The following is a 12596-nucleotide window of genomic DNA, read 5'->3' as shown; positions in this document are numbered from 1 at the left end:
GGTGTGGGTTAGGGATCAGTAACAGCGATACATTGTGTCTTTTTTCAATAACAGCAATGGATTTGCGTTTTTCATTCAACAGATAAGTTGCCACGGGAACGGGCAATTGGGCTTCAATTTGGCCGGTATTATCCTTGATACTTTCTTCTTCAATAATCCGTAAAATCGATAACGCAAGAGACTCGGTACCACGAATGGTGCCGTGACCGGAACAACGCGGACAAACATGATGTGCCGATTCGCCTAATGACGGGCGTAGACGCTGTCGCGACATTTCCAGTAACCCGAAGCGGGAAATTCGACCTAATTGAACTCGGGCACGGTCAGAACGAACGGCTTCTTTCATCCGGTTTTCAACTTCACGTTGATGGCGTACCGGTGTCATATCAATAAAATCGATAACAACTAGACCACCGAGATCCCGTAAACGTAATTGACGGGCAATTTCATCGGCCGCTTCAAGATTTGTGTTGAAAGCCGTTTCTTCAATATCGCTGCCTTTGGTCGCCCGCGCAGAGTTAATATCTATGGACGTTAAGGCTTCAGTAGGATCGATAACAATAGAGCCACCTGATGGCAGGCGCACTTCCCGCTGGAAAGCCGACTCGATTTGGCTTTCAATTTGATAATGACTGAATAAGGGAACATCACCTTTATACAGTTTTACCCGGCTGGCAAAGTCTGGGCGAACCAGTTCAATATGTTGCAGTGCTTCTTCGTAAATACTGGTTTTATCGATAAGGATTTCACCAATATCTCTACGCAGGTAATCCCGTATGGCACGTACAATAACGTTACTTTCCTGATGGATAAGAAACGGTGCAGGGCGTTTTTCGGCCACATCGGAAATGGCTTCCCAGTGCTTTAATAGCACTTTAAGATCCCACTCGAGTTCTTCAAAGGATTTACCCACACCGGCGGTGCGGACAATTAACCCCATGCCGTCTGGCAGGGTAAGACGGGATAACGCCTCTTTTAAGTCGTTTCTTTCATCGCCCTCGATACGACGGGAAATACCGCCGGCCCGGGGATTATTTGGCATTAGGACAAGATAACTACCGGCCAAAGATAAGAAGGTTGTGAGTGCAGCGCCTTTTTGGCCCCGTTCTTCTTTATCAATTTGAACAATAACTTCCTGACCTTCTTTGATGACATCCTTGATATTTGGACGGCCTTCAAATTTATAGCCTTTAGGGAAATAAGTGCGTGCAATTTCTTTTAGAGGGAGGAATCCATGACGGTCAGCGCCGTAATCCACAAAAGCAGCTTCAAGACTTGGTTCAACGCGGGTGATTTTACCTTTGTAGATATTTGCCTTTTTCTGTTCGTGTCCAGGACTTTCTATATCAAGATCATATAAACGTTGCCCATCAACTAGGGCGACGCGCAACTCTTCTTGTTGAGTTGCGTTTATTAACATTCTTTTCATTGTATCTAACTCTGTTTAATACAGCCGCTTAGACACAAAATCAAAATGACGCGTGCAAACACTCGTCACCCAGCCTCACGGCTGTGTGCGGGATTTGTTGTACAGTCGTATTACCCAGTGCCAGATTTCTATTATTGCCGGCGTGATACTTTATGGGTGTCGGGAACGACAGGCCCTTAATCTATCTCTTCTGTTCACCCTCAATGCGTTCGGAGGATGAAGGTCAATTTAATTCTGTTTTGCTAAACGGCGAACTTTATTTTTTCAGTAAATTCTGTGCTTCGTTTTAAAGGCTTTTGTGCTGCCGATATAAACGGAAAAACATGAAATAGCATGCTTCCACACAACATTGATGGCTCTTGATTTTAAGTTCGAACCGGATTTTGCTGCAATGTTTGGCGGCAAAATCAGTATTCATTATCTCACCTTTCGTTGAACCAAGGCAAGCAAAGATATAGCCGATTCTTATTAAAAGCCCTTTTTTATGATAATAATCTAATAAAAATGCCAATAAGTCGGTAAGAATGGAAATTCTCTTATTGCTCGAGCCAATTGCCTTAAGAATTTAGTAATTTGCTTTACCGAATAAAAAAGAGTTCAGGTATACTGCCGGCCATGAAAAATGATATCCAACATAAAGTCCGTTTTCTCACCGTTGATGCCGATCTTGCTGGACAGCGTATTGATAATTTTTTGCGTACCCAATTAAAAGGTGTGCCAAAAAGTATGATCTACCGTATTTTGCGAAAAGGCGAGGTTCGGGTGAATAAAGGAAGAGTAAAGCCGGATTATAAACTGCAACCTGAAGACATGGTGCGTATTCCGCCTGTGAGAGTGTCTGAACAAAAAGACACGCCTAATCCAAAACTCGATAAGGTGGCGGAGTTAGAAAATTGTATTTTATTTGAAGATGAACGATTACTGGTCATCAATAAACCATCGGGTACGGCAGTACATGGCGGCAGTGGTTTAAGTTTTGGGTTAATCGAAGGGTTACGTGCCTTGCGTCCCGATGCTCACTTTATGGAACTGGTACATCGGCTGGACAGAGATACCTCTGGCTGTATTTTAATTGCCAAGAAACGTTCTGCTTTACGTCACCTGCATGCTCAGCTTCGCACCGGTCAAATGGACAAGCGTTATCACGCTTTGGTGGCAGGGCAGTGGCCCACAAACCGTTTTAAGGTAAAAGCGCCCTTGCAAAAAAACGTGCTGCAATCGGGAGAGCGTCTTGTTAGCGTGAGTGAAAGTGGCAAGCCTTCTGAAACACGATACCGTATTTTACAGCAATTTAACGGGGCTACTTTGGTAGAAGCTTCGCCTATTACTGGCCGAACCCATCAAATCCGCGTGCATTGCTTGCATGCCGGGCATCCTATTGCTTGTGACAACAAGTACGGCGATACGGCGTTTGATGAACAGATGAAAAACTACGGTTTACGACGTTTATTCTTACACGCAGCGAGTATTCAATTTATTCATCCTGGTACAGAAGAGCAGGTGCGTTTTCAAGCGCCACTGGATACCCAACTTACTCAAACATTAAAGCAGTTAAATGAAAGTATATAAGTTTGTTATTTTCGATTGGGATGGCACCTTGATGGATTCGGCTGCCAAAATTGTCAAGTGTATGCAATTGGCCGCAAAAGAGTGTGATCTTCCTGTGCCTACCTATGAACAGGTAGGCCAAATTATTGGTATTAGCTTACGTCAGGCAATTCAAACTCTGTTTGCGATCACCGACGATGCGCTAACAGACAAAATGGTCGCTACCTACAAAACCGTCTTTTTACAGCAAGATCAAACCCCAAGCCCATTGTTTCCAGGCGTCCACGATCTACTTACTGCATTAAAAGAAGACAAGCGCATTCTTGCCGTAGCAACAGGAAAAGCGCGCAGAGGATTAGAACGGGCATGGGATAACACCCAAACCCGTGCATATTTTACCTATTCTAGGACGGCTGATGATGCCGCATCAAAACCCTCGCCGGATATGATTATACAATTATTGAATGAAGCGAAGGTATCAGCTGATGAAGCGGTGATGATAGGAGACACCACTTTCGATATGCAAATGGCCCATGACGCAGGCATCGACCGTATTGGTGTTTCCTACGGAGTTCATGGACAGGCGCATTTAGAACGTTTTTCTCCCGTGGCCCTGGTACATAGTGTTTATGAACTGGAGCGCTATTTACTCGGCAGTTTGCGTGGACAAAAGGAGCAGGTCGATACCGAACGCTTCTAGCATGTCACGCAATAACATACAGGGTAAGCCGATTAAGGCATTGGGATCGCGAGACGTAATACGTTGGAAAAGCAGTATTCCTTTGCCTTCAGATTTAAAGCTGCCTGCACAATCATAAGGTTGTTCGCATTTTAAGTATGCGACGATTTGTTCTTGAGACAACAAATTAAACCAGACATCGGTGGTGTCACACCCAGTGAGCTGTTTGCCTTTTGCATTACACATCACGCTTAAAGCAGAATAAAAGGTCACTTTTTTACCACTGCACATAGATAATTGGGCTACCGCAGCATCGAAGGTATGAGGTTTACCGAGAACGACCTGCTTACCGGCAGGATCTTCTACTGAAGCTACTTGGTCGCCGGCAATCACAATATGATTGGGGTACTGACCGGCAATCTTATCGGCCTTTTCCTGTGCCAGCCTTTCAGCGAGATGTTGTGGCGATTCTCCGGTTAGCGGGGATTCGTTTATATAAGGGGCAATGGCTTCTGCCTGAATACCTAACGACATTAATTGTTTTTGTCTGTAAGTCGAAGAACTGGCAAGAATAAAGGGTAAGTTTTGCATAGAACTTTCTTAAATTGAAATGGTCGTAAAAGGGCAATTGTACGTTGTCGCGCTTAGGGTACAAGCTTTTATCTACTTAAAGTGTACGCTTTAGTGACGAAAAGGTATGCAATTGCAATTATTACTTTGACAGCTAGTAAGCAAATCTATATCATGCGCGCCCTATGCAGAAAGTGAAAATACCTCAGACCGTCGATCCGGCCAAAAGTGCGATGAAACGCTCCGAATATCGGGGAGTGATTAGCAGTAAGGATTTGGATAGGCTGAATGAAGCTGTAGTCAGTTGTGATGAATGGGTGAACGTAGAAGTACAGTTCGAAAAAGACGCGCAGGGTCTTACTGTTTTTCACGGTCATCTTGACACACAGGTAACACTTATCTGTCAACGGTGTAATGGTGAGTTTACTCGCCCGCTTCATAGTGATTTCTTTTTTAGTCCAGTGCAGGGACAACAAGAGAATGACGAAGCGCTACCCGAAGCTTATGAACCGGTTGAGGTCAACGACCATGGAGAAGTTAATTTACTTCAGATTTTTGAAGACGAATTGATTATCTCGCTACCCATTGTAGCCCTTCATGCAGAGGAGGATTGTAATGTGAGTAAAGACGATATGACATTTGGAAAAATTGACCCGGAGAATGAGCGACCAAACCCTTTCGCGGTTTTGAAAGAACTTAAGCGAGACCAGGAGTAAGTTATGGCAGTACAACAAAATCGTAAAACGCGCTCTAAGCGTGGTATGCGTCGTTCACACGATGCATTGACAGGCGCGACTTTGTCTGTCGATTCAACGTCAGGTGAATCACACCGTCGTCATCACGTAACCGCAGATGGTTATTATAAAGGCAAAAAAGTTATCGCCCGCTAATTGTAGGTGACAATACTTTGTCTAAACTAACCATTGCGTTAGATATCATGGGGGGCGATCATGGTCCCCCTGTTATCCTTTCCGCTACTTTAAAAGCCATTCGGCAACATCCCGATTTCAAATTTATCTTGTGTGGTGATAGCGAGATTATCAATACCGCATTAGAGGATTTACTGCCCGAGCAACGCGCACGTGTTAGTGTGTCTCATTGCGAGGAAGTGGTGGATATGGGAGAAGCACCGGCTTTTGCACTTCGCAATAAAAAGCATTCATCCATGCGCCGCATTATCGAGCTTGTTGCCTCAAACGAAGCCGATGCTTGTGTTAGCGCGGGAAATACCGGTGCACTGTTGGCCATGGCCTATTACCTGTTAAAAACCTTACCTGGTGTGGATAGACCCGCATTGGTATCGGCTATGCCCACTGCTAGCCAGCACAAAGTGTTTTTGCTGGATTTAGGGGCCAATGTCAATTGTACCTCAGAAACCTTATTTCAATATGGGGTGATGGGGAGTGTTTTGGCCGCTCAGGTATCAGGTATCGAACAGCCCAGAGTCGCATTACTGAATGTGGGTGAAGAAGATATTAAAGGTAATGCACAGGTAAAACTGGCGGATCAATTATTTCGCAAGGCCGAAGCGATAAATTACATCGGCTATGTAGAAGGCGATGATATCTTCACAGATTGTGCCGATGTGGTGGTAACAGATGGTTTTACGGGTAATGTTGCCTTAAAATCCACCGAAGGTTTAGCCAAACTTGTTATTTTCGAAGTTAAACGTCAATCTCAAGTAAACCTTTTAACCCGTATAATGGCCAGAATAGCGTTGCCGCTTCTAAAAAGCATTTACAACAGAGTGAACCCCGACCAGTATAATGGGGCGAGTCTGTTAGGATTGCGCGGCATTGTAATCAAGAGTCACGGAAACGCCTCCGCCGATGCATTTTATTATGCAATTCAACAGGCGATGCTAGAAGCAAAGATGGGTATTCCGGAAAAAATAAAAAGCAAAATAGAAACGGTTTTGTTGGAGCAGCTTTGAGCAATTATTCACGAATTATCGGGACAGGTAGCTATTATCCAAGTGAGGTGCGTAGCAACGCCGATCTCGAACTTATGGTCGATACCAGTGATGAATGGATCACGGATCGTACCGGTATTAAAGAACGTCGTATCATCGGTAAAGATGAAACGGCAGCAACCATGGGCGCAGAAGCAAGTCGTCACGCTATTGAGGCTGCTGACATTGACCCGAAATCCATAGATATGATTGTGTGTGCCACCACCAGTGGACGACATTCACTTCCCAGTACCGCTTGCGAAATACAAGCCATGCTTGGTTTGGACGGCATTCCCGCATTTGATGTGGCCGCCGCCTGTGCTGGCTATTGCTATGCGCTAAGTGTCGCCGATCAATATATTAAAACTGGTATGGTTAAACGTGTATTGGTCATTGGCACTGATTGTCTTAGCCGTTTAATTGATCCGAAAGATCGCTCTATGGTGATTTTATTTGGTGATGCTGCCGGCGCTACCATTATTGAAGCCAGTGAAGAGCCTGGCATTTTATCGACTCATATCCATGCTGCGGGTTCATACGGCGATTTATTGTATGTGGGTAACCCCACTCGCGGTGATGAAGCTTCTGTGCATGAAAACTGGGGTGCGATGAAGGGCAATGAGGTGTTTAAAGTTGCGGTCACTAAGCTTTCTGAGACTGTAGTTAAAACACTGGAAGCCAATAATATGGCTAAATCTGATTTAGACTGGCTAGTTCCTCATCAGGCTAACTTTCGTATTATAAAAGCCACGGCCAAAAAATTGGATATGTCGCTGGATCAGGTGGTTATGACCTTAGAAAAATATGGCAATACCTCTGCCGCCACTGTTCCCACCGCGTTGGATGCCGCTGTTAGAGATGGCCGTATTAAACGAGGTCAGAACCTCTTGCTTGAAGCTTTTGGAGGCGGATTCGCCTGGGCTTCAGCGTTGGTAAGATATTAAGTCTGGGTCGTCTTTAGACGCCTGTATGATAATAATAAGGAAACAATATGAGTCGAACAGCCTGTGTATTTCCCGGACAGGGATCGCAATCTGTCGGTATGTTGAAAGAACTGGCCGAATCATATAACGAAGTCGCAGAGACTTTTGCCGAGGCTTCTCGGGTTTTAGGTTACGATTTATGGGCTTTGGTTCAGCAAGACGAAGAAGGTAAATTAAACGAAACTCACATTACCCAACCGGCATTGTTAACGGCCAGTGTGGCTGTGTGGCGTATTTTACAAGCCAAAGGCCTCAAGGTTGATTACCTGGCTGGTCATAGCCTAGGTGAGTATACGGCGTTGGTTTGTGCAGGCGTATTGGCGTTTTCAGATGCGGTTAAATTAGTCGAAGCACGTGGTCAATTTATGCAGCTAGCGGTACCAGCCGGTGCTGGGGCCATGTATGCCATAATTGGTTTGGATGATAAAACCATCGCTGAATGTTGCGAACAAACGGCCATTGCCACCGGAGACGTGGTTTCGCCGGTGAATTACAATTCGCCAGGCCAGGTGGTGATTGCCGGTGAAAAACAGGCAACAGAGCAAGCGGCTGCCGCATGTAAGGAAGCTGGGGCCAAGCGCGCATTACCCCTTTCAGTGAGTGTGCCTTCTCATTGTGAACTTATGCGTCCCGCTGCTGACCAACTAGATGACGTATTAGCGAGTATTAACCTTGCTACACCAAATTTCGATGTGGTTAATAACGTGGATGTGAAAATTGAAAGTGAGCCTGCTGCCATCAAAGATGCGTTGGTAAGGCAGCTTTATTGCCCGGTACAGTGGACGAAAACCGTAGAGTTTTTGGCCGCACAAGGGGTAGACAAAATTATTGAAGTTGGGCCAGGTAAAGTACTGAGCGGCCTGACAAAACGAATAGACAAATCGTTAGTCAGCGTGGCGGTAAATACCCCCGATTCTGTCACTAACATTTTTCAAGCGTGAATTAGGAATACCATGACTCAGTTAACTGGAAAAATTGCATTGGTCAGTGGCGCTAGTCGCGGCATCGGAAAAGCGATTGCTGAAACGCTGGCCGAACAAGGTGCAACAGTCATTGGCACAGCCACAAGTGAAAAAGGGGCTGGCGCTATCTCTGTTTATCTTGCAGATCGAGGCGGTAAAGGCCTGGTGCTTAACGTAACAGATAAAGCATCGGTGGAAAGTGTGATAAAATCCATTACCGAAGAGTTTGGTGCAATTGATATTCTTATCAATAATGCAGGGATTACTCGTGATAATCTGCTGATGCGTATGAAAGAAGACGAATGGCAGGATATAATCGATACTAATCTGACGTCTATTTTCACATTATCCAAAGCTGTGCTTCGGGGGATGATGAAAAAACGTTGTGGTCGCATCGTTAACGTGGGATCGGTAGTTGGAAGTGCAGGTAATGCCGGTCAAGCTAATTATGCAGCAGCAAAAGCGGGCGTTATCGGTTTTACAAAGTCGATGGCCAGAGAAGTGGCGTCTCGGGGTATTACAATTAACGTTGTTGCACCGGGTTTTATTGATACGGATATGACGAAAGCATTGACAGATGAGCAACGAGAGGCGATCTTTAAGGATATTCCAGCAAACAGACTGGGCGATCCTAAAGAGATTGCTGCGACAGTTTCTTTTCTGGTAAGTGATGGAGCTGCTTACATTACAGGCGAGACGATCCATGTAAATGGTGGGATGTATATGAGTTAACACTGTATTAATTACAGTGATTTTGCGCTTAAACCTTGTGTTGTTTAAGCGTTGGTGTTAAAAATTTGTAGAATTAATTGGTTAGTTGCTGGTTCGACCAGAAAATTTACATAAACTGGTACTTGCAAGGCAGAGACTTGCAAAATAAACTAGCGACACTTTTTATCTAGTGACGTTTAAGGGAAACCTAGAATTATGAGTAACATTGAAGAGCGCGTAAAAAAGATCATCATAGAACAGCTGGGCGTTAAAGAAGAAGAAGTAAAAGCTGAAGCTTCCTTCGTAGATGATTTGGGCGCAGATTCACTTGACACTGTCGAGCTGGTAATGGCGTTGGAAGAAGAGTTTGATACTGAGATTCCAGACGAAGAAGCTGAAAAAATCACAACAGTTCAGTCTGCTATTGATTACATCAACGCAAACAAAGACGCTTAACCGCGCATTGACTTTTTGCGAAAACGGCTCTGTGAAGAGCCGTTTTCGTTTCTAATAATAATAGTTCCAATACGAGGGCTTTTTGTGACAAAACGTCGCGTAGTGGTTACTGGTCTGGGTATGCTTTCTCCACTTGCCTCATCGGTTGATGAGTCTTGGCGTCGCTTGATGAATGGCGAAAGTGGTATCGGTGACATCACCTTGTTTGACTGCAGTAACTATTCCACTCGTTTTGCCGGTCAGGTTGACGAATTTGACCCGCAAGATTATATAGAAAAGAAAGAAGCTAAAAAAATGGACCGGTTTATCCAGCTCGGTATTGCCGCGGGTAAACAGGCCTTAGCTGATTCTGGGTTAGCCATTACTGATGACAATGCGCACCGTGTAGGTGTGGCTATTGGATCCGGCATTGGTGGTCTTGAACAGATTGAACAAAATCATATTAAGTTGATGAAAAGTGGTCCTAAGCGGGTATCTCCGTTTTTCGTGCCATCGACCATAACCAATATGATTTCAGGCTTTCTTTCCATTATGGAAGGACTTAAAGGTCCTAACCTTAATATTGTAACGGCTTGTACCACTGGTGTGCATAACATTGGTGTTGCTGCCCGAACCATTGCTTATGGCGATGCCGATGCCATGTTGGCGGGGGGCGCAGAAGCGTCTATTACGCCACTGGGTGTTGCCGGTTTCGCTGCTGCCCGTGCATTGTCGTCAAATAACGATGCGCCGCAGGCCGCGAGTCGTCCCTGGGACAAAGACAGAGATGGATTTGTCATGGGTGAAGGCGCGGGGGTAATGATGCTTGAGTCTTATGAGTCAGCGGTTGCGCGTGGTGCAACCATTTATGCGGAGCTTACTGGCTTTGGTATGAGTGGTGATGCCTATCACATGACATCGCCGCCTGCTGATGGCGAAGGTGCAGCCCGTTCAATGGTCAATGCACTGGCGGATAGTAATATTGATGGCAACCAAATTGGTTACGTCAATGCCCATGGTACTTCAACACCGGCAGGTGATGTTGCTGAAGTGGCTGCGGTTAAGCGAGTGTTTAAAGAGCACGCGTATAAGGTGCTCGTCAGTTCAACGAAATCCATGACTGGACATTTGTTGGGGGCTGCAGGCTCGGTTGAAGCTATCTTTACTGTGCTGGCATTACGCGACAAAATGGCACCTCCCACGATTAATCTTGATAATCCGGGTGAAGGGTGTGATCTTGATTTTGTGGCCCATACCGCGAAGCCTTTTGAAGCGGATTACGCCTTATGTAATTCATTTGGCTTTGGTGGTACAAACGGCTCCCTAGTCTTCAAGCGTGTTTAGTCGTTGGCATTATTATTAGAAGGCAGCCTTAGGCTGCCTTTTTTATTGTCAGGGAAAAGGGGAAGTGTGTTATTAAAAAGACCTGTTTTCCTTAACGCTGCCCACATGAATTTAAGAAAGGAGACTGGTATACTCCCACTCCATTAAGGAATAAGGATACAGGTGAAGATGGGTGCGGATAATCACCGGGACAGAGCCTTCCAGTACGGTGATGGTCTCTTTACCACACTAGCGGTACGAAACAAAAAACCACAATTATGGCCGTTGCATAAAGCGCGGTTGTTAGATGATAGCCAGCGACTCGCGCTGCCGTTAGAAATTGACCCGTTGGAACGGGAAGTACAGGCACAGGCAAGATCGTTAAACAACGGCGTGATAAAAATCCATCTTTCCGCCGGCGAGGGAGGCCGAGGCTACCAGCGTCCAGCTGAACCTAAACCAGTGATCACCTTCTCAACCCACCCAATACCCTCGTTTTATCGCCAATGGCAGGATGTGGGCATTGATGTTGATTTTAGTCCGGTAAAGCTCGGACACCAGCCATTACTTGCCGGTATAAAGCATCTTAATCGCTTAGAGCAGGTACTTATTAAACAAAAGCTGGTAAAAGATGATGCCATTGTTTGTGACATGAATGATAACCTCATCGAGGCCAGTGCAAGCAATCTGTTTTGGTATGCGCAAGGTGCATGGCATACCCCTGCAATCACCCATTGTGGTGTAAAGGGCGTGTTTCGGACATTTGTGTTAAAGGTGTTAGCGTTACTTGAGCAGTCGGCCTTGGAATCCTTGTATCCTAAACAACAATTATTAACGGCAGAAAATGTCTTTTTGTGTAACTCGTTGATGCACATTGTTCCAGTAAAAAGACTCTTTCATGAAGACGGTGTGTGTGAGTTCTCAATTGATCGGGTGACTCAACTACAACATGCGGTAGCAACAAGGTTGTTGGACGTTAATGAAAGTCTTTTATAGTGCCCTGATCCTGCTGGTGATCCTTGTCATGGTGATTATTGGCTATGGTTGGCAGCAAATACAATTACTTAATGCGCCGGTACAGCTTACTCATACCCAGTTTTATCAAGTGAAAGCGGGCGATTCCGCCATAGCAGTGATGGATGATTTACGGGAAAAAGGGATAACATCGGTATCCCGTTTGGTGAGTCGTATTTGGTTTAAACTAGAGCCAGATATCAGTCAGGTACGCGCTGGCGTGTTTCAACTAAAACCCGATATGAGTCTGCATACGGTTTTTACCCTGCTGGCAAAAGGGAAAGAATATCAATTTAAGGTGAGTCTGGTAGAAGGGCTCACCCTTAACCAATGGTTGTTATCCATAAAAGCAGCGCCTTATGTCATGAATGACTTAGAAGACAATGTGGCGTTGCAGTTATCTAACCAGTTACAGGGCATTGCGGGTATGCCCGAGGACGCCTATCCCGAGGGAATATTTCTGGCCGATACATATCATTACGCCGCGGGCTTTAAAGGCAGTGACATTTTGCTTAGAGCAAATCATGCCATGGTGGCCTACCTTGAACAGGCCTGGGATGGCAGAGACAGCCAATTACCTTATCAAACGCCCTATGAAGCGCTTATCATGGCCTCTATTATAGAAAAAGAGACCGCGGTGCCCGCTGAACGGCCGCGTATCGCTGGGGTTTTTGTTAACCGGCTACGAAAAGGTATGCGGCTACAAACCGATCCTACGGTCATCTATGGGATTGGCGCGGCTTTTGATGGTAATCTCACAAGGGCCCATTTACGGGAAAAAACACCCTATAACACCTATGTTATAAAGGGATTACCACCAACGCCTATTGCAATGCCTGGACGGGAAGCCATTCATGCGGCGTTACATCCCGCCCACACGGATGATTATTATTTTGTATCAAAGGGTGACGGCAGTCATCAGTTTTCTGCTACGCTGGAAGCGCACAATCGTGCGGTTAATCAGTATCAGCGCGCTAAAAATAGAGAGTAA

Annotated in this window: 14 protein-coding genes; 12 read left to right on the top strand and 2 right to left on the bottom strand. The window is 45.4% G+C overall.

The window, feature by feature from the left end; translation table 11 throughout:
* The coding region (rne, locus tag V5298_RS10670; protein WP_332931449.1) for a ribonuclease E at positions 1-1429 on the bottom strand (1429 nt) is incomplete at its 3' end.
* Between the two features lie 615 nt (positions 1430-2044).
* Here rne and rluC point away from each other — a divergent pair.
* A complete protein-coding gene (gene rluC, locus V5298_RS10665) occupies positions 2045-2998 on the top strand; it encodes a 23S rRNA pseudouridine(955/2504/2580) synthase RluC (RefSeq protein ID WP_332931448.1) in 954 nt (317 codons plus the stop codon).
* Positions 2985-3677, top strand: coding sequence for an HAD-IA family hydrolase (locus tag V5298_RS10660; RefSeq protein WP_332931447.1), 693 nt, complete (start codon positions 2985-2987; stop codon positions 3675-3677). Before rluC ends, V5298_RS10660 begins: the two co-directional genes overlap by 14 nt.
* Here V5298_RS10660 and V5298_RS10655 read toward each other — a convergent pair.
* Positions 3624-4247 carry a Maf family protein gene (locus V5298_RS10655; protein WP_332931446.1) on the bottom strand — a complete coding sequence of 208 codons (624 nt, stop codon included), beginning with the start codon at positions 4245-4247 and terminating at the stop codon, positions 3624-3626. The genes V5298_RS10660 and V5298_RS10655 overlap by 54 nt on opposite strands.
* Before the next feature lie 164 nt (positions 4248-4411).
* Here V5298_RS10655 and yceD point away from each other — a divergent pair, with 164 nt between their 5' ends.
* From yceD to mltG, 10 genes are all read left to right on the top strand, one after another.
* Entirely contained in the window at positions 4412-4942 is a 531-nt protein-coding gene (yceD, locus tag V5298_RS10650) for a 23S rRNA accumulation protein YceD (RefSeq protein WP_332931445.1), read from the top strand.
* Between the two features lie 3 nt (positions 4943-4945).
* Positions 4946-5116, top strand: a complete 171-nt coding sequence (gene rpmF / locus V5298_RS10645; RefSeq protein ID WP_216027707.1) for a 50S ribosomal protein L32 — start codon at positions 4946-4948, stop codon at positions 5114-5116.
* Positions 5117-5133: 17 nt separating this feature from the next.
* Positions 5134-6159, top strand: coding sequence for a phosphate acyltransferase PlsX (gene plsX, locus V5298_RS10640; protein WP_332931444.1), 1026 nt, complete (start codon positions 5134-5136; stop codon positions 6157-6159).
* Positions 6156-7121, top strand: a complete 966-nt coding sequence (locus V5298_RS10635; RefSeq protein WP_332931443.1) for a beta-ketoacyl-ACP synthase III — start codon at positions 6156-6158, stop codon at positions 7119-7121. Before plsX ends, V5298_RS10635 begins: the two co-directional genes overlap by 4 nt.
* 47 nt (positions 7122-7168) lie before the next feature.
* A complete protein-coding gene (gene fabD, locus V5298_RS10630; protein WP_332931442.1) occupies positions 7169-8101 on the top strand; it encodes an ACP S-malonyltransferase in 933 nt (310 codons plus the stop codon).
* 12 nt (positions 8102-8113) lie between these two features.
* Positions 8114-8854, top strand: coding sequence for a 3-oxoacyl-ACP reductase FabG (gene fabG, locus V5298_RS10625; protein ID WP_332931441.1), 741 nt, complete (start codon positions 8114-8116; stop codon positions 8852-8854).
* Positions 8855-9049: 195 nt separating this feature from the next.
* Entirely contained in the window at positions 9050-9289 is a 240-nt protein-coding gene (gene acpP / locus V5298_RS10620) for an acyl carrier protein (protein WP_013784457.1), read from the top strand.
* Positions 9290-9373: 84 nt separating this feature from the next.
* Entirely contained in the window at positions 9374-10612 is a 1239-nt protein-coding gene (gene fabF, locus V5298_RS10615) for a beta-ketoacyl-ACP synthase II (RefSeq protein ID WP_332931440.1), read from the top strand.
* A gap of 168 nt (positions 10613-10780) precedes the next feature.
* Positions 10781-11587: an aminodeoxychorismate lyase gene (gene pabC / locus V5298_RS10610; RefSeq protein WP_332931439.1), complete on the top strand. Its 807-nt coding sequence runs from the start codon at positions 10781-10783 to the stop codon at positions 11585-11587.
* A complete protein-coding gene (mltG, locus tag V5298_RS10605) occupies positions 11571-12596 on the top strand; it encodes an endolytic transglycosylase MltG (protein ID WP_332931438.1) in 1026 nt (341 codons plus the stop codon). Before pabC ends, mltG begins: the two co-directional genes overlap by 17 nt.

Source organism: Alteromonas sp. 14N.309.X.WAT.G.H12, from assembly GCF_036697315.1.
Classification (GTDB): domain Bacteria; phylum Pseudomonadota; class Gammaproteobacteria; order Enterobacterales; family Alteromonadaceae; genus Alteromonas.
This window is presented reverse-complemented; position numbering and strand designations above follow the sequence as displayed.

What these genes read in the sequence shown, in the direction of transcription:
- fabD (WP_332931442.1), top strand. Translation starts at nt 7,169, where the DNA reads ATGAGTCGAACAGCCTGTGTATTTCCCGGACAGGGATCGCAATCTGTC.
- V5298_RS10660 (WP_332931447.1), top strand. Translation starts at nt 2,985, where the DNA reads ATGAAAGTATATAAGTTTGTTATTTTCGATTGGGATGGCACCTTGATG.
- rluC (WP_332931448.1), top strand. Translation starts at nt 2,045, where the DNA reads ATGAAAAATGATATCCAACATAAAGTCCGTTTTCTCACCGTTGATGCC.
- V5298_RS10655 (WP_332931446.1), bottom strand. Translation starts at nt 4,247, where the DNA reads ATGCAAAACTTACCCTTTATTCTTGCCAGTTCTTCGACTTACAGACAA.
- rpmF (WP_216027707.1), top strand. Translation starts at nt 4,946, where the DNA reads ATGGCAGTACAACAAAATCGTAAAACGCGCTCTAAGCGTGGTATGCGT.
- pabC (WP_332931439.1), top strand. Translation starts at nt 10,781, where the DNA reads ATGGGTGCGGATAATCACCGGGACAGAGCCTTCCAGTACGGTGATGGT.
- mltG (WP_332931438.1), top strand. Translation starts at nt 11,571, where the DNA reads ATGAAAGTCTTTTATAGTGCCCTGATCCTGCTGGTGATCCTTGTCATG.
- yceD (WP_332931445.1), top strand. Translation starts at nt 4,412, where the DNA reads ATGCAGAAAGTGAAAATACCTCAGACCGTCGATCCGGCCAAAAGTGCG.
- acpP (WP_013784457.1), top strand. Translation starts at nt 9,050, where the DNA reads ATGAGTAACATTGAAGAGCGCGTAAAAAAGATCATCATAGAACAGCTG.
- fabG (WP_332931441.1), top strand. Translation starts at nt 8,114, where the DNA reads ATGACTCAGTTAACTGGAAAAATTGCATTGGTCAGTGGCGCTAGTCGC.